This window comes from Streptomyces sp. NPDC101393, from assembly GCF_044767385.1.
Taxonomy (GTDB): Bacteria; Actinomycetota; Actinomycetes; order Streptomycetales; family Streptomycetaceae; genus Streptomyces.
The window spans coordinates 429874-452410 of the sequence record NZ_JBIWNU010000002.1; the positions used below are offsets into that span (position 1 = coordinate 429874).

Annotated in this window: 12 protein-coding genes; 5 read left to right on the top strand and 7 right to left on the bottom strand. The window is 71.0% G+C overall.

The features are described from left to right. Positions 1 to 381: 381 nt before the first annotated feature. Genes ACIRQ7_RS07500 through ACIRQ7_RS07510 form a run of 3 tightly spaced genes read right to left on the bottom strand, consistent with a single transcriptional unit; the run spans position 382 to position 4533 of the window. Complete coding sequence (locus tag ACIRQ7_RS07500; RefSeq protein ID WP_404260700.1) at positions 382 to 1911, bottom strand: aldehyde dehydrogenase family protein; 1530 nt, start codon at positions 1909 to 1911, stop codon at positions 382 to 384. An 8-nt stretch (positions 1912 to 1919) separates the two neighbouring features. Continuing rightward, entirely contained in the window at positions 1920 to 3329 is a 1410-nt protein-coding gene (locus tag ACIRQ7_RS07505; protein WP_404260702.1) for a 2-oxoadipate dioxygenase/decarboxylase family protein, read from the bottom strand. A 28-nt stretch (positions 3330 to 3357) separates the two neighbouring features. Beyond that, complete coding sequence (locus ACIRQ7_RS07510; RefSeq protein ID WP_404260704.1) at positions 3358 to 4533, bottom strand: NAD(P)/FAD-dependent oxidoreductase; 1176 nt, start codon at positions 4531 to 4533, stop codon at positions 3358 to 3360. A gap of 170 nt (positions 4534 to 4703) precedes the next feature. Here ACIRQ7_RS07510 and ACIRQ7_RS07515 point away from each other — a divergent pair, with 170 nt between their 5' ends. Then, a complete protein-coding gene (locus tag ACIRQ7_RS07515) occupies positions 4704 to 5618 on the top strand; it encodes a LysR family transcriptional regulator (protein WP_404260706.1) in 915 nt (304 codons plus the stop codon). Positions 5619 to 6018: 400 nt separating this feature from the next. Continuing rightward, positions 6019 to 7428 (top strand): amino acid permease, encoded by a 1410-nt coding sequence (locus ACIRQ7_RS07520; RefSeq protein ID WP_404261333.1) that lies wholly within the window; start codon positions 6019 to 6021, stop codon positions 7426 to 7428. A 75-nt stretch (positions 7429 to 7503) separates the two neighbouring features. Here the strand turns inward: ACIRQ7_RS07520 and ACIRQ7_RS07525 are convergent, their stop codons facing one another. Beyond that, positions 7504 to 8418, bottom strand: coding sequence for a LysR family transcriptional regulator (locus tag ACIRQ7_RS07525; protein WP_404260708.1), 915 nt, complete (start codon positions 8416 to 8418; stop codon positions 7504 to 7506). A gap of 156 nt (positions 8419 to 8574) precedes the next feature. Here ACIRQ7_RS07525 and ACIRQ7_RS07530 point away from each other — a divergent pair, with 156 nt between their 5' ends. From ACIRQ7_RS07530 to ACIRQ7_RS07540, 3 genes are all read left to right on the top strand, one after another. After that, the gene (locus tag ACIRQ7_RS07530) at positions 8575 to 11505 is read left to right on the top strand and encodes an FAD-binding and (Fe-S)-binding domain-containing protein (RefSeq protein ID WP_404260710.1); all 2931 of its coding nucleotides are present in this window, start codon (positions 8575 to 8577) and stop codon (positions 11503 to 11505) included. Between the two features lie 54 nt (positions 11506 to 11559). Then, complete coding sequence (locus ACIRQ7_RS07535) at positions 11560 to 12708, top strand: Glu/Leu/Phe/Val dehydrogenase (RefSeq protein ID WP_404260712.1); 1149 nt, start codon at positions 11560 to 11562, stop codon at positions 12706 to 12708. A gap of 703 nt (positions 12709 to 13411) precedes the next feature. Beyond that, positions 13412 to 14974 carry an NAD(P)-binding protein gene (locus ACIRQ7_RS07540; protein ID WP_404260714.1) on the top strand — a complete coding sequence of 521 codons (1563 nt, stop codon included), beginning with the start codon at positions 13412 to 13414 and terminating at the stop codon, positions 14972 to 14974. Between the two features lie 125 nt (positions 14975 to 15099). On the opposite strand, the gene ACIRQ7_RS07545 is transcribed toward ACIRQ7_RS07540, so the two are convergent. The 3 genes from ACIRQ7_RS07545 to ACIRQ7_RS07555 all read right to left on the bottom strand — a co-directional run bounded on the left by ACIRQ7_RS07545 (position 15100) and on the right by ACIRQ7_RS07555 (position 22494). Continuing rightward, on the bottom strand, positions 15100 to 17889 hold the full coding sequence (locus ACIRQ7_RS07545) for a SpoIIE family protein phosphatase (RefSeq protein WP_404260716.1): 2790 nt from the start codon (positions 17887 to 17889) through the stop codon (positions 15100 to 15102). A 463-nt stretch (positions 17890 to 18352) separates the two neighbouring features. Further along, positions 18353 to 18592 carry a hypothetical protein gene (locus ACIRQ7_RS07550; protein ID WP_404260718.1) on the bottom strand — a complete coding sequence of 80 codons (240 nt, stop codon included), beginning with the start codon at positions 18590 to 18592 and terminating at the stop codon, positions 18353 to 18355. Between the two features lie 14 nt (positions 18593 to 18606). Then, positions 18607 to 22494, bottom strand: coding sequence for a DUF6519 domain-containing protein (locus ACIRQ7_RS07555; protein WP_404260720.1), 3888 nt, complete (start codon positions 22492 to 22494; stop codon positions 18607 to 18609). Positions 22495 to 22537 lie beyond the last annotated feature (43 nt).

Genomic DNA, 22537 nt, shown 5'->3' on the forward strand with positions numbered 1-22537 from the left:
CTCGCGTCCAGGAGTCATAAACCCTGGGGGGAGGCAAACGGCGCACGATCATGCTGTCGCGCGCCCTCCGACCGCCGCGTGCGCCAGGCACGTTCGACGGCCCCGCTGGCGCATTCGGCAGCGATCGGGGCGCGATCGTGGTAGATCACGGCACGCTGGAGGCGGGCAGGCCACCGGACTTCGCCGGCACCGGCGCGGGCCTCTCATGGGCATCACCCACGGCCACGCACCGGCCCCCTGGGCCATCGTGCTGATGGTCCAGGGGGCCGGGGGTGCGCGCGAGGGCCGACCTGCCGGATATTCCTCGCGGCTTCGCCCGGAGCCTCCTGGCTCCGGGCGAAGGCTTCTTTCGGTTTCTCGTGCGGGGTGAGGGCGGTGCGCCTAGAGGAAACTGACGTTCTGGGCGAGTGCGAGCCGGCTGGAGTAGTTGATGGTGTTGGTGGCCGGGCGCATGTAGGCGCGCCAGGAGTCGGAGCCGGACTCGCGGCCGCCGCCGGTCTCCTTCTCACCGCCGAAGGCTCCGCCGATCTCCGCCCCGGAGGTCCCGATGTTGACGTTGGCGATGCCGCAGTCGGAGCCCTCCGCCGACAGGAAGAGTTCCGCCTCCTGCTGATCGCGGGTGAAGATGCTGGAGGAGAGGCCCTGCGGGACGTCGTTGTGCAGCGCGATCGCCTCGTCGAGGGTGTCGTAGGTCAGCACGTACAGGATCGGGGCGAAGGTCTCCTCCCGTACGACATCGCTCTGCTCGTCGACGCGGACGATGACGGGTTCGGCATAGGCGGCCCGGTCCGCGGCGTCGGTCAGGCGACGGCCGCCGCCGGCCAGGATCTTGCCGCCCTGGCTCTGCACCCGGGTGAGTGCGTCCTGCATGCCGTCGAGGGCCTTGGTGGAGATGAGCGGCCCGACGAGGGTGGTGTCGTCGAAGGGGTTGCCGATGGGGAGCTTCTGGTAGGCGGCGGTCAGCCGTGCGACGAGGGTGTCGGCGATGTCGCGGTGCACGATGAGGCGGCGCAGGGTCGTACAGCGCTGCCCGGCGGTGCCGGCCGCCGCGAAGACGATGCCCTGCACGGCCAGGTCCAGGTCGGCGGAGGGCGCCACCACGGCGGCGTTGTTGCCTCCGAGTTCCAGCAGGCTGCGCCCGAAGCGGGCCGCGACGCGGGGGCCGACCTCGCGCCCCATGCGGGTGGAGCCGGTGGCGCTGATGAGCGCGACGCGCGGGTCGTCGACGAGTTGCTCGCCGATGGTGCGGTCGCCGAGCAGCAGCCGGTGCACGTCACGCGGCGCACCGACCTCTTCGGCGGACCGGGCCAGCAGGTGGTCGCAGGCCAGCGAGATCAGCGGAGTGAGTTCGGACGGCTTCCAGATCACGGTGTCACCGCAGGCCAGGGCCACGGCGGTGTTCCAGGACCACACCGCGGCCGGGAAGTTGAACGCGGAGATGACGCCGACGACGCCGAGCGGATGCCAGGTTTCGGCGAGGCGGTGGCCGGGGCGCTCGGAGGCGATGGTGCGGCCGTAGAGCTGGCGGGACAGGCCCACGGCGAAGTCGCAGATGTCGATCATCTCCTGGACCTCGCCCAGGGCCTCGGAGCGGATCTTGCCCGCTTCGATGGTGATGAGGTCGGCCAGGTCGCTCTTGTGGTCGCGCAGCAGCTCGCCCAGCCGGCGCACGAGTTCGCCCCGGCGCGGAGCCGGTGTCGTGCGCCAGGTGAGGAACGCCGCGCGGGTCGCGGTGAGCGCCTCCTCGGTGCCGGCGGCGGTTGCCGCTTCCAGGCCGAAGAGATCCTCGCCGGTGATCGGGGTGCGGGCCTGGAAGTCGGTGCCTTCGGGGACGGTGACGCCGATGCGCTCAAGGCTGGTGCGGGCGCGGGTGCGCAGGTCCTCGGTGGTGGGCAGGGCGGTGCTGGTCATGATGCTCCTTAGGAGTGGTGAGGGGCTTTGCCGGGGGTGTCGTCGAGTTCGAGTTCGCGGGCGACCTGCCCGAGGGAGTCGTTCTGCTGCTGCTCGTAGAGGGCGAAGGGGTCCAGGACCTCGCGGCCGATCGCGCCGGAGAGCCATGCGGCGTCGTAGGCGGCGCCCTGCTGGTCGGCGTTCCGCGAGCCCCCGCCGCTGAGGTTGGACTGGAAGATGCCGGCGGCGGAGCGGGGCAGGAAGTCCTCATAGACGAGGGGCTCGGCGCGTACCCAGCCCTGTTCCACCAGTGCGCGGAGGCCGGTGGGCGGTCGGCTGCCGTCACGCGGCCGGTCGGGCGCGGCGTGGTAGGTGAAGTAGGCCAGGCCCTGTGTGGCGAGCTCGTGTTCGGTGTGCGGCATGTGCTCTGCCCATAGGGTGCGGGCGAGTTCGCTGCGGTCCGTTCCCGGCTGGGCGGACGCCTGCTCATCGATGCGGGTGAGCAGGCTGTCGTAGCGGGCGCGGCCCTCGCGGGTGAGGGCGAGGCCGCGTGCCTCGACCTCGCCGAAGCGGACCCGCAGGGCTCCCTTGATGACGGTGCCGTCCGGGGTACGCAGCGCGCGGGGCTCGGCAAGGGCCCGGAAGGACGTCTGGCGCAGCAGGACGTCAGGGCCCTTCCAGGCCGGCGGGCCCTGGATGGTGTCGATCATTTCGATGCCGCGCTCGGTCATCCGCCGGTAGAGCTCGTCGATGTCCAGGACACGCGGGGTGAGGTGGTTGATGTGGGTGCTGCGGACGCCGCCGATGTCCGCGGCGACGGCGGAGACCTGCTCCAGCCGTGCGTACCAGGCCTTGTCGACCGGTTCCGTCGACAGTTCGAAGGCCTGGACGGCCAGTTGGAGGAAGCGCTCGGCCTCGGCTTCGGGCAGTTCTCCCTCGCTCTCGGCCCGGTCGGCCAGCGCGAGCAGTTCCGGGGGGAACAGCTCACGCCCGGCGAGGAAGGCCTCCAGGCGGGCGCGCAGCTCGTCGTCGAAGAACCGCGGGTCGGCGGGGGTCAGCATGGAGGTGAAGACGCGGAACGGGTTGCGGGCCAGCTCCTTGCTTCCGGTGGGGCGAAAGGCGGTGGAGATGACGGGCACCGCGCTGGCGGCGGCCTCCCGCAGGTCGTAGAAGCCGACCGGGCGCATGCCCAGGGCGCCGAAGATGCGGGCGACCTGCTGCATTTCCTGCGGTGTGCCGACTCGGATCGCGCCGTGGCGCTCCGCGGTCACCCGGCTGATGGAGCCCAGGCGTTCGGCCTGTGCGCCCTGGGCGCGCAGGACGTCCTCGTTCACCTCACGGGAGACGTCCACCAGAGTGGTGTAGGCGGGGACCTCGCGCCCGTACATGTCGGAGAGCCGCGCGGCGAAGGCGGCGCGCAGCTGCCACTGGCTGGTCATCGCAAGTGTTGCCTTTCAGACGGGGGTTTCACACCACGTGGGCTTCGGGGCGGACTTCGGCTCCTGTCATGAAGCGGTCGGCGCTGAGCGGAGCGACGTCGACGCAGGGCGTGCGGTCCAGGTACAGATCGCGGACGATCTCTCCGACGGCGGGGGCCTGCAGGAAGCCGTGTCCGGAAAACCCGGTCGCGTACAGGAAGTTGCTCACCTCGCCGGAGCGGCCGATCAATGCGTTGTGGTCGGGGGTGACCTCGTAGAGGCCGGCCCAGCCGTCGGCGATCTCCATGTCCGCCAGGGCGGGCGCCCGGCGCCGGGCGGCGGCGCGGAACAGCTCCAGCCATTCCGGCGTCCAGCCGGTGTCGAAGCCGTCCTCCTGGCCGGGGTCGGCCAGGCCGAACAGCAGCCCGTCGTCGCTGTTGTGGAAGTAGCCGGTCGAGGAGAAGTCGATGGTGAAGGGGATGCGCGGGGCGGGCGGGGTGAGCGGGGCCGTGAACGCCAGCTGGCGGCGTACCGGACGGACCGGGAGGTTGATGCCGAGCATGTCCCCGATCTGGGCCGACCAGGCACCGGCGGTGCAGATGACGGTGGCGCAGGAGATCGTTCCGTGTTCGGTGTGCACGGCCGTGATCCGGTCGCCGCGGGTGTCGATGCCGGTGACGGCGGTGTGCGTCGCGAGGGTGACACCGGCCTGGTTCGCCGCTCGCGCGTATCCCTGGACGGCCAGTCCGGGGCGGGCATGGCCGTCGGTGGGGGAGTAAGCCGCGGCCACCAGTCCGTCGGTGCTGATGTAGGGACACAGCCCGTGCGCCTCGGTCGGGCTGATCATGCGGCTGGGGACGCCCAGGCTGTTCTGGATGTCGATGCCGGTCTCGAAGTCCGCGGCCTGCTGGTCGGTGCTGAGCAGGAACAGGTATCCGACGGTGTCGAGCCGGATGCCTGCGCCGGGCCGCTGCGGGAAGTTTTGGTAGGCGCGCAGGCTCCGCCGGCCCAGCTCGATGTTGAGCGGGTCGGAGAACTGCGCCCGCACGCCGCCGATCGGCTTGCCCGAGCTGCCGCAGCACAGGTCGCCGCGTTCGACGACCACGATGTTCCGCACCCCGGCCTCGGCCAGGTGGAAGGCGGTACTGGCACCCATCACGCCACCGCCGATGATCACGACATCGGCGGTGGGCGGAACGGTGCGGAAGGTGGATGAGGAGGACAAGGGCCGATCCCTTCCAGGGGCCAACGCCGGAGCCGCCGGGGCATCCGTGGGGCGTGGCTTGGGCTGTCAGTGCGTGGCGATGCTGATCAGCTATCTGTGCGTCATCGTGCAGCAACCCGACCGTTGACGTCCATGAATAGTTCGTTGCCCTTTTCTATTAGAGTCTCTATATGGATTGGACGAGCGCGCAGCTTCGCTCCCTGGTGGAGCTGACGCGGCGCGGGACCGTCACCGCGGTGGCGGAGGCTCTGGGATACACGCCCGGCGGGGTCTCCCAGCAGATCGCCGCGCTGGAAAAGGCCACCGGCATGGAACTGCTGCAGCGGATCGGGCGCCGGGTGGAGCTCACGGACGCGGGACGGACGCTGGCCCGGCACGCCGAGCGGATCCTGTCCACGGAAGCCGAAGCGGTCGAGGCGCTCGAACGCACCCGCAACGAAGCCTCCGGGGCGCTGCGGGTCGGCCTCTTCGCCACCGCGGCCGCCGAGATCCTGCCGCTGGTTCTGCGCAGGGCCCGCGAGACCCATCCGGGACTGCTGGTGCACAGCCGTGACATGGACGTGGACGAGGTCTTCGACGCCGTCACGTCCGGTTCCGTGGATCTCGCGCTGGGCCTGGACTACCCGGACGTGCCCATCCCCCGCGATCCGGCCCTGCGGGTGATTCAGCTGTACCGGGAGCGTTTCTCCCTCGCGGTGCCGGCCGGGTCGATGAACGACCGCGCGAGGGTCTCCCTGGCGGACACCCAGAATCTGCGGTGGATTCTGCCGTCGGCGGGCAGCTATTACGGCCGTGTCGTACGCACCGCGTGCCGGCGGGCGGGCGTCGAGCCCGAGGTGCAGCACGAGGTGACGGACACCGCGGCCACCCTGGCGCTTGTCGAGGCGGGCGTCGGTGTGAGCACGGTGACGGATCTGATGCTCAGGCTGCGCTCGTCACGCTTCGATGTGGTGGAGCTGCGCGAGACGATCGAGCGGCACATCGTCGTCATCATCCGTTCCTCCGCGGAGCACCGGCCCACGGTGGCGGCTCTGGTCTCCGTCCTGCAGGCGGTCGCCGAGGCCCGGAGCGGCATCCCGGCGTAGGAATCGCAGGTGCGGCAGCCGGTCGCCGGGGCAGCCGGTCGCCAGGAGGGCTGCGGCCGTGCGGTGGCGGAGCGGAGGCCCTCCGGCGTCAGATAGGTGCACCCTGAAGGAGAGTGCGCTTTCCTCGGCCTCCGCCGTACAGGCATCAGCGTTGCTGGCCCTCAGCGTCGTAAGTTGTCGGGCTGCGCTCCCTTTCGCCGGCGGCGGGACGTGGGTGAGGGTTTCAGGCCAGTGGTGACCCACGCCACGACGGTGGCCCGTCGTGCCGCCGTTGCCTGACAGGGAGCGAGCGATGTCCCCCAAGCACACCCCGAAATATCCCCTTCCCCCGCTGCTGGGAAGAGGACCGCAGGGAGTCTTCAGACGAACGCTCCCCTCCGAACAGCCCGCCGACACGCGCATGGTGCGCACCCTCGGCCTCACCCAGCTCACGATGATCGGCATCGGCGCCATCATCGGAGCCGGCATCTTCAGCCTGGCCTCGGCCGTGGCCAGAAACGTCGCGGGTCCCGCTGTCCTGATCTCCTTCCTGGTGGCCGGGGCCGCGTCGCTGTGCGCCGCCTTCGCCTACGCCGAATTCGCCGGCATGGTGCCGAAGGCCGGCTCGTCCTACACGTACTGCGCGGCGGTCCTCGGGGAGATCGTCGGCTGGATCGTGGGCTGGGACCTGCTGTTGGAGTACACCGCGATCGTCGCCGTGGTGGCGATCGGCATGTCGGGCTATCTGGGATTCCTGCTGAACGCCGTCGGCATCCACCTGCCCGCCTGGGCGCTGGGCGCTCCCGGCACCGGCGCCGGCCACCGGGTCGACGTGCTGGCCGTGGCGATCTGCCTGGCCGTGGCCTGGCTGCTGACCCGCGGAACGCGCACCTCGGCCCGTGTGGAGACGGTGCTGACCCTCATCAAGATCGGCATCGTGCTGTTGGTGATCGTGGTCGGTTTCACCAAGGTCAACACCGGCAATCTGACCCCCTTCGCGCCGTTCGGCCTCAGCGGGGCCTTCACCGGCGCCGCAACGGTCTTCTTCGCGGTGTTCGGCTACGACGCGCTGAGCACGGCCGCCGAGGAGTCGGTGGAGTCCCGCAAGAAACTGCCCAAGGCGATGATGCTCTCGCTGGCCATCTCCATGGCCCTGTACGTCCTGGTGTGCATCGTGCTCACCGGCATGCAGCACTACACCGATCTCGACCCGAACAGCGGGATCTCCAGCGCCTTCGCGAAGGTGGGGCTGAGCGGTCTGGCCAACGTCATCGCCGTCGGCGCGGTGATCGGCATCGTCACGGTGACCTTCTCCTTCATGATGGGCGCCTCCCGCCTCTGGTACGCGCTGAGCCGGGACGGACTGATGCCGGCGTGGTTCGGCGCCATCCACCCCAAGCGGAAGGTTCCGCACCGCGCCACCTGGGTCATCGGCATCGTCTCCGCCGTACTGGCGGGCGTGCTGCCCATCAACGCCGTCGCCGAACTCACCAATATCGGGGTGCTGCTGGCGTTCGTGGTCGTCTCCGCTTCGGTGCTGGTCCTGCGCTACACCAAGCCGCACCTCAAGCGGGGCTTCCGATGTCCGGGAATGCCGGTCGTGCCGATCCTCGGCATGGTCTTCTCCGTCTGGCTCATGTCGTTCCTGGAATGGGAGACCTGGGTACGGCTGGGCGGCTGGCTGGTCGTCGGCCTCGTCATCTACGCGGCCTACGGGTACCGCCGCACGCGCAGGGTCATGCCAGGCGGCTCGGTGGACCTCGACGCCCTCGACGACCTGTCCGACTCCGACGCGCCGACGCCAGATCCCGAACGGGAGCCCGCCCGGTAACGGGACCCCGGGCGCGGCACCGGCCCGCCGGCCGTCGTCCTCCCTGGCCACCGGGCACCAGGGAGGACGACGTCATCAAGCGCCCTCGGCCGGGTGCAGATACGGCTCGCCGGTGGGCACCGCGCGCCGCAGCGCGTCGAACACCGTGGCCAGCAAGGGGTTGCTGTTCTCGCTGCGGTGCAGCGCCATCACCTGGCGGTGCGCGGAGCGCTGCGTCAGGCGGGTGGCCTCGATGGCGTCACTCGGTACGTGGCCCAGTGCCGGCACGACGGCCACCCCGAGCCCCGCCGAGGCCAACTCCCGCACCACGTCGTAGTTGTTGCTGCGGAAGGCGACCGCCGCGTCGAACCCCGCCGCCGCGCACAGCCGGGTGAGCGAGCGGGCCCCGGCCGTTCCCTCCCGGCTGGTGATCCACCGCGCCTTCGACAGCTGGGCGAGCTGCGCGCTCAGGCCGCTGCCGCGCGCCCGGAGCAGGACCAGGTCCTCCCGCAGCAGATGATGGCAGGTCAGTCCGTCGGGCCACTGGCGCGGGCTGAGCCCGTACTCGTACACGAGGGCGAGGTCCAGGTCGCCGCTGCCGAGAGCGGCGATCAGCTCTTCCGGTTCGCCCTCCTCCAGTTGGATCTGCGCGCGCGGATGCGTTTCGCTCAGTGCCGACAGCGCGGGAGGCACCAGCCTGACGCCGGCTGTGGGGAAGCTGCCCAGCCTGAGGCGCCCCGTGGCGCCGCTGGCGAGCTCCTGCACCTGGTAATGCAGGTCGTCCATGGCGGCCAGCGCCCGCGTACTGAGGTCGACCAGGCGGTGTGCCGCAGCGGTCGGATGGATGCCGTGCGCCTCCCGCTCGAAGAGGACCAGCCCGGTCTCCTTCTCCAGGGCGGAGATCTGCTGCGAGATCGCGGAGGACGTGTAGCCGAGATCGCGGGCCGCGACGGCGAACGATCCGCTGCGGACAACGGCCTTCAACGTGAGCAGATGCAGTGGCTTCAGCACGGCGGGCTCCTCAGGGGCTCGGAGGACGCGAGCATAAGCAATTGTTGGCCTCCCGCGTCAATTCTTTCGTCCTGCTGGCTCTTGTGTCGTGTGGTGGCCGGCCCACATCGTGGGTGACCAGGTCGAACGTGACCGGTGAGCGAAGGAGCAAGCACAGTGACCACGACAGTGCCGGGCCTCGGTGGCGCGGATGCGGCGACGGTGACCGACGCGCTCAGCCGGGGGAATTGCGGTGAGGTCGCCGGCGACGCCGGGCGCCGGGCCCAGTACTCGGCCGATGCCTCCAATTACCGGCAGATCCCGCTGGCGGTGGTCTTCCCCCGCGAGCGCCGGCACGTCCTCAACGCCCTTGGCGTGTGCCGCCGCCTCGGCGTACCGGTCACGTCCCGGGGCGCGGGCACCAGCACGTCCGGTCAGGCTGTCGGCCCCGGCGTGGTGCTCGACTTCTCCCGCTTCTTCAACCGGCTCCTGGCCCTGGACCCGCAGGCACGCACCGCGACGGTGCAGCCGGGCATCGTCCTCGACACTCTCCAGACGGCCGCCGCCGGGCACGGCCTGCTCTTCGGCGCCGATCCCTCCACCCACAGCCGCTGCACGCTCGGCGGCATGATCGGGAACAACGCCTGCGGAACCCACTCCCTGGCCTGGGGCCGCACCGCGGACAACGTCACCGCACTCGAAGTGGTCACCTACCGGGGCACGGTGGTCCACCTGGGCGAGATGACCCAGGGCGAGATCGAGGACGCCCTCGCCGCCGGTGACGACCGCGCCGAGCTGATCGCGTCCCTGTACCGGCTCGCCCAGGGCAATCTGGCCGCACTGCGCACCGAGCTCGGACGGTTCCCGCGGCAGGTGTCGGGATACGCCCTGGAACATCTGCTGCCCGAGAACCGCTTCAACCTGGCCAGCGCTCTCGTCGGCAGCGAGGGCACCCTCGCGGTCATCCTCTCGGCGACCGTCCGCCTCATCACCCCGCCACCCGCCCGGACCCTGGTCGTTCTCGCATTCCGGGATGCCTGTGCCGCAGCCGATGCGGTGCCCTCCCTGCTGGACCACCGGCTGCTGGCGCTCGAAGGGCTCGACCAGGCCCTGACCGACATCGTCACCCGGCCCGGGACCCGCGCCGCCATCGACACCCTGCCGGCCGCCCAGGCCTGGCTGTTCGCCGAAATCGGCGGCACACCGCACGAACTGCCCGACCGCGCCCAGGCCCTGGCCGCGACGGCACGTCAGGCGGCCGGATTCACCGGCAGTGAGGTCATCGCCGATCCGGCACGGGCCCGCCGGCTGTGGCGGATCCGCGAGGACGGGGCCGGTCTGGCCACCCGCCTGCCCCCGGGCGCCTCCGGAGGCGACGGGGAGGCCTGGCCGGGATGGGAGGACGCCGCCGTCCCTCCTGCCCAACTCGGCTCCTATCTCCGCCAGTTCACCGCCTTGATGGACCGGCACCGCCTCCAGGGCGCCGTCTACGGCCACTTCGGCGAGGGCTGCCTGCACGTACGCATCAATTTCGACTTCACCACCGAGGAAGGCACGGCCGCCTTCCGCGCCTTCGTCACCGACGCCGCCGGACTGATCGCCGCGCACGGCGGCTCCCTGTCCGGCGAACACGGCGACGGGCAGGCCCGTTCCGCACTGCTGCCCCTCATGTACGGGCCCGGCATCATCGCCCTGTTCGAGGAGTTCAAGGGCATCTGGGACCCCGACAACGGCCTCAACCCCGGCATGATCGTGCACCCGCTGCCGGTGGACGGAAACCTGCGGGTCAGTCCGCACCGCACCCCCCTCCCCCTGGCTCGCGCGTCCACGGGCTTCCCCTTCCACGCCGACGACGGTGACTTCGCCAAGGCCGCCCGCCGCTGCGTAGGCGTCGGCAAATGCCGCACCGCCGACCACCGCGGCGACGTCATGTGCCCCAGCTACCGCGTCACCCTGGACGAGAAGGACTCCACCCGCGGCCGCGCACGCCTGCTGTACGAGATGACCCAGGGCGAGGTGATCACTGACGGGTGGCGGTCCACCGAAGTGCGCGACGCCCTCGACCTGTGCCTGTCCTGCAAGGGATGCAGCGCCGACTGCCCGGTCGGGGTGGACGTCGCCACGTACAAATCGGAGTTCCTGCACCACCACTACAAGGGACGCGTCCGGCCCGCCTCGCATTACACGATGGGCTGGCTTCCCCTGCTGTCCCGGTGGGCCGCGCGCATACCCCGACTGGTCAACGCCCTGACCTCGTCCCGGCTGGCCCCCCTCGTCAAACGTCTCGGAGGGATCGCCGCGCAGCGCGACCTTCCGCGGTTCGCCGACCGGACCTTCCTGACCTGGTTCCGCAGCCGCACACCTCAGGGCGACGGCCACCGTGGACCGGTCGTGCTGTGGGTCGACTCCTTCAACAACCACTTCACCCCCGACGTCCTCCAGGCCGGGGTCGACGTGCTGGAGAGCGCCGGCTTCCGCGTACAGGTCCCCGACGGCACCCAGTGCTGCGGGCTGACCTGGATCACCACCGGACAGCTGGGCGTCGCCCGTCGCGTCGCCCGGCGCACCACCGCCGCCCTGGGCCCCGCCGCCGGCGCGGGCATCCCCATCGTCGGACTGGAGCCCAGCTGTACCGCTGCCCTGAAGAGCGATCTGCCCGAACTCCTCGACGGCGACGCCGACGCCCGCGCCATCGCCCGCTCCACCGTCACCCTCGCCGAACTCCTCGTCCATCGGGCGCCCGACTGGCAGCCGCCGCTCATCGACACCCGCTCGATCAGCCAGACCCACTGCCATCAGCACGCCACCTCGGGCTTCGGCGCCGACAGCGCACTGCTCGGCCGCATGGGCGTCGACAACACGGCGCTGGATTCGGGCTGTTGTGGCCTGGCGGGCAACTTCGGGTTCGAACGCGGCCACTACGACGTCTCGGTCGCCGCGGGCGAGCAGGTCCTGCTGCCCGCCGTACGCGCGGCCGACCCCGACACCCGCATCCTCGCCGACGGCTTCAGCTGCCGCACCCAGATCTCCCAGCAGACCGACCGCGCCGGCACCCACATCGCCCAGCTCATCGCCCGCGCGCTGCCGCCCTCCGGCCCCTCCTCGTAACCCGCCCGATCTCCGCCTCCCGCTCCACCGACCTACCCACAAGGAAAGACAGACGTGACTGACGCACTCTCCCTCGTTGACGACTGGGGTCCCGAGAAGATCGTGGTGGTCTCCCACCGGCGTACCGGCATGAAGGGCGTGCTGGTCATCGACAACACCGCCCGGGGCACCGGCAAGGGCGGAACCCGGATGAGCCCGACCGTGACCGTCGGCGAAGTCGCCCGTCTGGCCCGGGTCATGACCTGGAAATGGGCCGGCGTCGATCTGTTCTACGGCGGCGCGAAAGCCGGCATCGTCGCCGATCCCGCGTCCCGCGACAAGGAAGCGATCCTGCGCGCGTTCGCCCGCGCCCTGTCCAACGAGGTGCCCCGCGAGTACGTGATGGGCCTGGACATGGGGCTGACCGAATGCGACGCGGCCATCATCCAGGACGAGTTGGGCGACCGCGGAGCCGCCGTCGGCACCCCCGAACACCTGGGGGGCATCGCCTACGACAAGCTCGGAGTCACCGGCTACGGCGTCGCCGAGGCCACCGATTCCGCCGCGCAGAGCCTCGGGATGCCACTGGCCGGTGCCCGGGTGGCCATCCAGGGCTTCGGTGCCGTCGGCGCTGCCGCAGCCGCACGGTACGCCGAGCTCGGCGCCACCGTCGTCGCCGTGTCCACGGCGCACGGTGGTCTCCACGACCCCAGCGGCCTGGACGTGCCGGCCGTGCTCGCCGCCCGCGAGGAGCACGGCGACGCCTTCGTGAACCGGGTCTCCCAAGGCGCCGTCATCGACGCCGGCCAGGAACTGACCGTCGACTGCGACGTCCTGGTTCCCGCCGCCCTGCAGGACGTCATCGACGTCGAGAAGGCCCACCGGATCAAGGCGAAACTGGTCGTGGAGGGCGCCAACCTGCCCACCTCCCCCCAGGCACAGGAGATCCTCGCCCGGCGCGGCGTGACCGTGCTGCCCGACTTCGTCGCCAACGCCGGCGGCGTCGTCGCCGCCGCGTTCGCCATGGACGCCCGCCACTCCGGCTTCCGGCCCGAGACCCCCACCATCTTCGACACGATCTCCAGCCGGCTGCGCGCCAACGCCGTCACCGTCCTTGAAGAGGCAAAACGCCGCAACACGACACCGCACACGGCGGGCCGCGGCCTGGCAGAGGAACGCGTCCGCACCGCCATGCGCAGCAAGGGACGCCTCCCCCGCGGGTAGCACCCCGGACGCCGACCCGTTCCGGAACACGCCTCAGGGCGGTTCCGGACGCGGCGGACACCTTTCCCTGGGAGCCCCTGCCCACACCCGGAGAGCACGACGCTCGCGGCGAAGGTTGTGCATCTGTCGCATCACGCGGGCCGGGAGTACGACATCTGTCCATGGTGCGGAGGAAGGCGCCGCTCTACGTTCGGTGTACGCGAGATGTCCGCGCCGGGTGACCCCCGGCGCGCCTCACCGGCCAGGCTCGGCGCTCCCCGTCACGGGCGAGCCGCGCCCCGCGCCGATCTTGGCTCCCCCGCAATCCGAAGGGGAGGGCCGTCGGCTGCATGCGCCCCTTCCCCCGGCGCGGATGCCCCGGGCACCTGATCCGCAGGTGTGCGGCACCCCGACCTGCCGAGGCGGTACGGCCCAGGACCGCCCGCACGGGAGGGTCCACGGGTGGCCGGCGCGCCAGGCGCACCCGGTTGCGGGCCGGGGCGCTCCGAGACCACGCCCATGGCGCCACCATTCGATGGGAGCAGACCGATGTGTGCTGCACAGAAGCGGCCCGGCCCGGGTATGGGCACCCTCCGCCGCCGACCGGCCCCGGACCCGGAATCCGGTGATCCGAGTGCCCCCACCTGCCACTGCGGCCGGGCGCTCGCCCCCTGCGGTGGCTGCGCGGCCCTCCGGTGCCTCGACTGCGATCCCTACCGCTCCGATGACTGCACCTTCGATATCTGAGCGGTGCCGCGACGGCGCCGCCGGCCAGCCCTCGCCCGCGCAGGGTTCCCCGGACCTCGGCGCCGCGTGCGGAGCACCAGGGCGGTACTTCGTCGTGATCGGCAACGACGAGGCGCGCCGGGTCTGCGGCTTCCTTCAGTCGGCGGGGCACCTCGTGCGCCACCTGACACAGCCCACGGATGACGCACTGCGCCATGCACTGGACCGGGCGCGGGTGGGCCAGGAGGTGGCAGGCGTCGCGATTCTGCTGGACAACGACGCCGCGTCGCTGCGCTATGCGCTCGCGGTCGAGCACATCCGTCCCCACGTCACGATGGTGGTGACGGTCTTCGACCGGACGGTGGCCGAACAGCTCGTGCGGGTGGTCCCGAACTGTCAGGTCACCTCGCCGGGCGACGTTGCCGCTCCGGGGCTGCTGGCTGCCTGCCTCCAACCCGACCTGCTGGCCGTCAACCGGACACCCTCGGGGCATACCGGCGCCCGCTGGGCGGAGGGCACCGTGCGCCTGGAGCCGTACCGCCCGCCTCGCTCCCTGCGGTACCGCGCCCTGCTGGGGAAGATCAAGGGGCAGCTGCGCCCGCACGACGGCAGCTCACGGATCATGCTGACCGGCCTTGCCGGGCTCTTCGCCCTGCTGGCGGCGGACTGGACCTGGTCGGTGACCTTCCGTCATCGGCCCCCTGCGGAAGCCTTCTTCGAAGCGGTACGAACGGTGTCCACGGTCGGCCCCGCGTCGGCGCACGGCTCCACCGGCTACCTGGTGTTCGCCGGCCTCGCCATGCTCATCACCATCGTTTTCACCGCCGTGTTCACCGCCGGCATGGTCGAACGTCTGCTGGCCCCGCGCTCGATCGGCATGGTGGGTCCCCGGGCGCTCCCCCGGGCGGGCCACGTGGTGGTGGTCGGTCTCGGGCAGGTGGGGCTGCGGCTGTGCACCCGGCTGCAGGACCTCGGCGTCGGCGTGATCGCGGTCGAACGCGATCCCGCGGCACCGAACCTCCGACTGGCCAGAGCACTCGGCATCCCCGTCCTCATCGCCGACGCCACCGACAGGTACGTGCTCCGCAGGCTCAGCCTGCACTCGGCCCAGGCCATGGCGGCCGTCGCCTCCGACGATCTGGACAACATCTCGGTGTCGGTCGCCGCCCGTGCCCTCGCCCCCGATCTGCGCGTCATCATCCGGGCAGGCGACCACGAAGCCATCGCCGAGACCCACTCCCTGTTCAGGATCGGCATCGTCCACGACCTCGCCGGCCTCAGTGCCGCCTACACGACGGCGAGCCTGATCGGACTGCGGCCACGCGGAGTGGTCGCACGCGAGAGGCAGCTGCTGGTGGAAAGCGAGGACGGGACGTTCGTGCCATGGCCCCACGCCGACCGCTGCCCTCGCCATCCCGACACCCCTCAGGCGAGGCACCAGGAAAGGCATCAGGAGAGGCATCAGGAGAGGCATCCCGACATGGATACCGACGCCGACGCGTCGGCCGGGGCCCGTCGACCGGATCCCGAGAGCGAAGGACGACCCCAGCGGTACGAATGAAAGGGGTGCGGTGCGCGGGCCGGGGGCGGGCCAACGGACCCAACTCCCCCTGTCTCAACCGCATTTCCTGAGGGCGAGAAGACGCGGCAAACGCCACGACATACCGCCTCTCACAGAGAGGCGGTTCAGGAGTCGGTGTCGTCGAACTGGGCGAGGAGGGCATCGGCCACCGCGTCACCCGAGCGGTCGTCGGGCACGCCGTTGTGCAGGGGCTGTTCGGTCCAGATGACCTTGCCGCCCGAGGTGTACCGGGTCCCCCACCTCCGCGCGAACTGCGCCACCAGGAACAGTCCACGGCCGCCCTCATCCGTGGTCGTCGCCCGGCGCAGGCGCGGTGAGGTGCCACTGCCGTCCGACACCTCGCAGATCAGGCTGCGGTCGCGCAGCAACCGCACCCTGATCGGCGGAGCCCCGTAACGGATCGCGTTCGTGATCAGCTCACTCAGGATCAGCTCCGTGGCGAACCCGATCTCCTCCAGCCCCCACTCGCCCAGTTGCGCGCCGCACTCCGCACGCACCGTCGCCACCGCCGCCGGATCCGGCGGGACGTCCCAGCTCGCCACCTTCGACGGCGCGAGCAAGCGGGTGTGCGCCACCAGCAGAGCGATGTCGTCGGAGGGGTGCGCGGGCAGCGTCGCGTCCAGCACCGCCTGGCACGTCTCCTCCGCGCTGCGCCCCGCCTCCGCCTCCAGCGCCGCGCGCAGCAGCTGCATCCCGGTGTCGATGTCCCTGTTGCGGTCCTGCACGAGCCCGTCCGTGTACAGCACCAGTTGCGAGCCTTCGGACAGGCGCAGCTCCGTCATCTCGAAGGGGTGGCCGCCCACCCCGAGCGGCAGGGAGGCCGGCACGTCCGGAAACGTGACGGTGCCGTCCGGCTGGACGACCGCCGGGCCCGGGTGGCCGGCCCGAGCGACCGTGCACACTCCCGTCACCTCGTCATAGATCGCGTACAGACAGGTCGCTCCGGTGATCCCCTCGCTTTCCTGACCGTCCGGGGCGTCGCCGGTGCCCCCGTCACCGATGTTCTCCTCTTCACTGTCGATACGGCTGACCAATTCGTCCAAGTGCCCCAGCAGCTCGTCCACGGGAAGGTCCAGGGCGGAGAAGTTGTGCACCGCGGTGCGCAGCCGGCCCATCGTCGCTGCCGCGTGCAACCCGTGACCGACCACGTCGCCGACCACCAGTGCCACCCGTGCTCCGGACAGCGGGATGACGTCGAACCAGTCGCCGCCCACCCCCGCCTCGGCGGGCAGATACCGCCAGGCCACGTCCAAGGCACCGTGCTTCGGCAGTCCCCGCGGCAGGAGACTCCGCTGCAGCGTCACCGCGGTCTCACGCTCCCGCATGAACCGCCGTGCGTTGTCGATGCACACCGCGGCCCGTGCCGCGAGCTCCTCAGCGAACGGAAGGTCCCCTTCCTCGAACGAGGGCGAATCCCCCTTGCGCCAGAAGGTGGCCATGCCCAGCGCCACGCCCCGTGCCTGCAGCGGCACCGTCATCAGCGAATGCAGTCCGTGCTCCAGGGCTGCCCGGGTCCGGTCCGGGTCCTGCTCCTGCCAGCCCACCGCCTGCCGCAGATCGGCCTCCAGCACGGCTCGTCCCTGCTCCAGGGCCCGCATCTGCGGCGTCGCCTGCACGAACGTGATCAGATTTCCCACCGCGTACAGCGGCCATGCGGTCTCCGGCCCACCCGCCATCGCCGTGCGCCGCATCTGGTGCCGCACTTCGTCTCTCTCGGGTTCGTGCCCGCCGACCACGGAATCGAGCAGATCCACGGCGACGATGTCGGCGAAGCGCGGGACCGCCACCTCCGCCAGTTCCTCCGCCGTGCGCACCACGTCCAGCGTCGTTCCGATCCGGACTCCCGACTCGTACAGCAGCTTCAGCCGCTCCCGGGCCACTTGGGCACGCCCCGAGACCGCCGCCAGCTCCGTGGTGTCCCGCAACGTCACCACGCTGCCGGGCGGCCCGCCGTGCGGCGCGGTGGGCCGTTTGTTCACGGCCAGCAGCCGGTCGCCGGCCAGATGCACCTCGTCCGTGACCGTGTCATCCGCCGCCAGCAGCCGGGTCGTCTCCGCGTCGAGCTCCAGCTCCTCCACCGGTCGCTGCTCGGCGTCCGCGGGCAGGTCCAGGAGCCGTCGCGCCTCGTCGTTGGCCAGCAGCAGCCGTGGGCCGGCGTCAAAGATCAGAACACCCTCGCGTACGGCGTGCAGCACGGCGTCGTGATGCTCGTACATCCGCGTCATCTCCGCCGGGCCCAGACCGTGCGTCTGCCGGCGCAGCCGCCGGGCCACCAGGGCCGTACCGGCGGTCGACAGGGCAAGCGCGGCCGCACCGGCGCCGAGGAGAATCGGCAACTGCTCCTGCACCAGGTCGGCCACGTTTTCGACCGTGATCCCGGCGGACACCAGGCCGATGACCGAACCGCCCGGCCCGTGCACCGGGACCACCGCCTGTACGGTCGTGGCCTCCTTCCCCGCGGCCACGGGGCCTGCCGCCTTCTCGATGGTGGTGCGGCCGGCCAGCGACGGCCCGATGGTGCCGACGAACTTCTTGCCGATGCGTGAGGGGTCAGGGTGCGTATAGCGAATCCCCTTGGTGTCCATCACCACGATGACGTCGACGCCGGACCTCTTCCGGGCCGCTTCGATGCGGGGCTGCAGCACCGCCGTAGGGTCCTTGCTCTCCAACGCCGCGACCATGCCCGGAGCGTTGGCGATCGCCTCGGACACGGACAGCACCTCGCGCTCGGACTGCCGCCGGCTGTCCCGGTCCGCCTGGATCCACAAGGCCGTCACCGCGGCCGCGATCAGCAGGATCACGATCAGCGCCTGGAGCGCGAAGACCTGCGCGGCGGCACTGCGCGGGTTCAGAAGGGCGCGCAGCGAGGTTCTCCTGCTCGCTTCTCCGCTCACCCCCGCGAGCCTCCCGATGCTGCCGCTCCTCCCATTGCTCCAGATGCTCCCGGAGGCAGGTGGTGCCGCCGGGAGATGCTTCCGATGCCGGTCCGGCTCGTCCTGATGCAGGATCGGCGCCCGCGGGCTGGCGTCTGCCGCTGCCCTTCGGCCGGCAACGGGACAGGCAAGCAGGCGGCGAGGCGAGCGCCCTTTCGGCCATAAAGACCCTTCATGAGTAATTCCTACCACTGCCCCCCTCCTTGAGACGACGAATGAGACGGCACTCGTGTCCACGAACTTCATGGGGTCGCTCCGCGCGCCACACCCTTTCCCGCCGCGATGCCGTGCCCGGCCCGGCATCGGTCCCCACGGAGGGCCGCGCCGGAAGACTGCGCCCCGGCCTTCACACACAGCCGGTAGCACTCGCCGGCCTGGTGCTGGGACCTCCTTCCTCACCCGGATTCGATCCGGCCGGATTCCTTCAACGCACCCGCGCTCTCGGCATCGAGGCGCAAGCGGCGTGGACGATCGCGGCCATATCGGCTGCGGCCTCGTCGGCGACATCGGCTTCGGTGGCCTGGAGCCTCTCGTGGGCCGCGAAGGTACGCACGGTCAGTTCCTGCGCCTCGCCTTCTGCCGGGCCGTCGCTCTGCGGGCAGCGCAGGATACGAGCGAGACCGGAGAGCAGGGGCAGCAGCTCTTCGTAGGGGGAAAGGTTCATGGGCAAGCACCTCATCAGGGCCAGATGTTGTTGAAGGTCTCGAAGGGTTGGGGCATCTGCGAGCCGGCTGAGATCTGCGGGGGCGAGCTGACGATGTTCCCGACGGCCGACACCCCTGCTGGGGCGAAAACTTCGAGGGATACCTGCCGGGTGGCCGCGGCGACACGGTTACCGGTGACGGTCACGTGAGCACCGGCAAGCTGGACGGCCGCGTCCTTGCCGGCTCTGGGGGAGAGATTCACGCAGCGGTTCATCGCGAACATCACCTCTCCCGCCCCGCGCTCCCCTCGGCACGCGGCGACCTCGATGAGCTTCCCGGCCGACTGTTCGAAGAGGTTGTCGGTGATATCCGCGAACGGAGGCTCCTCGACCTCTTGGGGTGCCGCCGGGGTCCCGCCGATGACCTTCGTGAAGGTGGTGGTGACGCGCAGGGCACGGGAACGCGCGGCCGGGACGAAGGAAGACTGGGGCGGCTGCGGACGGATGGACACCTCGCAGCCGCTGACGCGGGCGCTGCCCGCGTCGACGACGAGGATTCCGTACCGGACCGCGCTGCGGGGCTCTTCCCTCGGCTCTTCCCTCGGCTCGTCCATCCGCACCTCCATGGGCTCTTGCACGGGCTTGGGCAAGGGCTCGTCCTCCGGCGCTTTCTCCCCGGTGTCGATCACCTGGCAGGATTCGAGGGTGACGGTGCCGAGCGTGCCCAGCGCGGAAATGCCGGTCCCGCAGTCTCTGCTGTCGCCTTGCCCATTGAACGGGAGGGGGCGGAAACCTCGGCGGGTGGGGATGGTGCTGCGGCCGCGGCCGCAGCGCAGGGTGCGATTGTGAGCGAGTGTCAGACCGTGCAGCGCCACGCCGGAGATGATGCCGCCCATCGACGCGTCCTCGACGAGATTTCCGCGGACCTCCGCGTCCGTCTCAAAGGCCAGACCGACACCGACGCCGGCCCGGTGGACGGCATTGTCCAGGACCCTGGTCGAGCTGCCGCTGACACAGGCGATGCCCGCACCGCAATCGCGCACCTCGTTGTGCGCGGCGGTATTGCGCGCTCCTCCGACCAGGACGACAGCGGCCCCGTGCGCGCCTTCCACATGATTGCCGTTCACCTCCGACCGCTGCCCCGCGACCGACACCGCGCCGACCAGCACATGCGACAGGCGGTTGCCGGACACGGCGCCGCCCACCGCGCCGCGGCTCAGCACCCCGAGGACGGCGTGCACGATGTCGTTGTCCGCGATGCGCGAGTGCGGGACGCCGTCGACGATGATGGCCGCGGCCCTGACGACGAGGGCCAGGATCTCCGCCGCCTCCGAGCCCATGTGCCACCCGGACCCTTGGTCCGGCGCGATGACGCGGTTCTCAAGGACCTGCGCACGATGCGGTGCGCCGCGCGCCGGTCCCTGACCGGCCGGCCACAGGCGCTGCGGTCCGCCGCCGATGCGCACCGCCTGCTGGGGACCCTTGAAGAGATTGCTCCGCACCGTGCAGTCCATGGCCGCGCCCCGCGGGACGTAGGCCACCACGCCGTACGGCAACACCGAGGGCAGCGTGCCGTCCTCTTCCAACGCGACGCCGCTGAGCAACCGATTGCGCGCGACCCGTGCGTCCCTGCCGTCGGCGATGATCCCGCAGTCGGCCGGGATGGCCATGACGGTCGTGTTGTCGGTGATCTCGCAGCGGGCCGTGTGCGCGGCGATCGCGAAGTAGAGGACGCTCCCCCTGGACCGGAGTCGGTCGTGGCCCGCCCGTGTGACGTTGTTGGCGGTGATCCGGCAACCGTCCGCCACCCCTGTGTGGTCGGTGTCCTGCCCACCGCCTCGTACCCCGCGGCGGTCGTCGGCCGCTGTGCCCAACTGGATGCCGCGCCGGTAATGGCTGACGTCGTTGCGTTCGATCTGCATGCCCGCCACATCGGGGACGTTGCCGGCCCCGAGAAAGCCGATGCCCAGGGCGCCGTGCGAGACGGCGCCGAACCGTTCCTCACGGGAGGCGCCGGATGGTCCGAGCAGCACGTTGTCGGCAACGGTGATCCGTTCGCAGGCCGTGCCCGCGATGCCGTTGGGGAGGCCGGTGAGGACGCACGACTGCACGGCGTAGTCGGTGACCTGGTCCAGGACGATGCCCGTGTTTCCGGCGCGCGGGTCCGGCCGCTCGCCCGTCAGGGTCAGCGCGCATTCGGCGACGCGCCCGCCGGTGACCCCCGACAGCCGGAGCATCGGATCGGCACTGTCCCCGCCCGGCGCCAGGAAGGAGAGGCCCTGGACGGTGACGTTGCGCAGATCGCCGCCGTCGGAGGCGATGTCCAGGACCAGCGCCGTGCCGCCGGTCTTCCGCACGGTGACCCAGGGTGCCTCGCCGTGCAGGGTGATGTTCCCCCGCCGGATCCGCAGCTCCTCGGTGACCCGGTGTTCGCCAGCCGTGAGGCAGACGCAGCCACCGCCCTCCCCCATGGACTCCAGCAGGTCGATCGCCTTCTGGATGTCCTCACCTGGGTGGACGACCGCGGTGCAGCAGCCTTCGCCGTGCGCGGCCGGGGACGGCCAGGGCACCCGGAGGTCCACGGTCTTCGCCGGCTTTCCGGTGGTGACCGTGGCGAGCTTGGCGAAGTGGTGGAGGATGCCTCGCGGCGGCGCCTTCCTCAGCTGCTCGACGGTGCCGTCGGCGGTGCGCGCCGCGAAGACCCAGAAGTCGCCGGCGTGCAGGGTGCCGGTGTCCGCGGGGCTTCCCGTGCCGCTGAAGGTGACGGTGATCCCGTCCTCCAGGTCGAGGGCGGTTCCGGCCTGTACCTCGCGGACCGCGGCGTCCCCGGGCGTGGCGACATCCCAGCGGCGCAGCCTTGGGTGCTTCGTCGTGTCCGCGGTGGCGTTCGGGAGGGACACATCGACGTGGATCTCTCCGGTGGTGTGCCTGACCTCGACCACCCGCGCCATGGTGCCGCCGGTTCCGCGTTCCCGGCAGGCGTATTCCACCTGGTCGTCGAGGAGTTCCACCTGGTCACCCGGCTCGAAGCGCAGCCAGGCGTCGGGCCCGGTGGAGTCCACCGTGACGATGGACTTGGCCCCGTTGGCGGAGGGGGCGGCAAGCGTCCGGACGGCCAGCACGGGGGCGCCGAGCGAGGCGTTGTCCCGCGACCATCTGAACTGGGCCCGGCCCGCGGTGGCACCGCTCAGCGTCCCGGTCCGGCTGATCTCGACGCGGTAGAGCCGGTTCTCCAGGCCGGTGTAGCCCTCGACCGGCGTGATCACGCACGGTCCCGGCTCGGGCGCCACCGGCTTGGTACGGGTACAGAGCCGCCCGGTGGAGGGGGCGGTCAGCGCGTCCCAGTCGGCGGTCTCGGGCACGGACTTGACCTGCCACGCGGTCTGCACCCGGGTCGCGGTGTCCGGTCCGCCGAGGGCGGGCTCACGCAGCGCGTCGTCCTCGTAGACCGTCACCTCGCGCTGCCATACATCGAGATAGACCAGGCTCACCGCGCCGGTGGTGTGGGACGGTGCCGGGTAGCCGGGGTGGTAGCCGAACGGCTGTTGGCCGTAGCGCAGCGGGTCCTTGCCCTGGATGCCGCCGAGGTGGGGGTCGTAGGCGACGGGTGAAGTCGCGGACGGGCCGTCGCATGCGGCGGGTGGGCCGAAGCACTCGACGAGGATGCCGTCGACGTACATCCGGCCGGGCCCGATGGTCAGTTGGCCGTCGGCGGCCGTGTCGATCCTGAAGCCGTCCGGGGTGGTGGACGACGGGTACACCGCCTGGCCCAGGGTGTCGTACGCCGTGGCGCGGCCGCGACGGTCGAGGATCTCCTCGAACTCGTTGAAGTCGGCGTCGAGGGTCACCCGCCCTTGCTGTTTGTGGACACCGCTGAACCCCTTCGCCGGGTCAAAGGTCAACCGGGAGTGGTCGCCGCCCATGGTCTCGTGGCTCCTTCGGGAGTAGGCAGTACGCGGTCGGCAG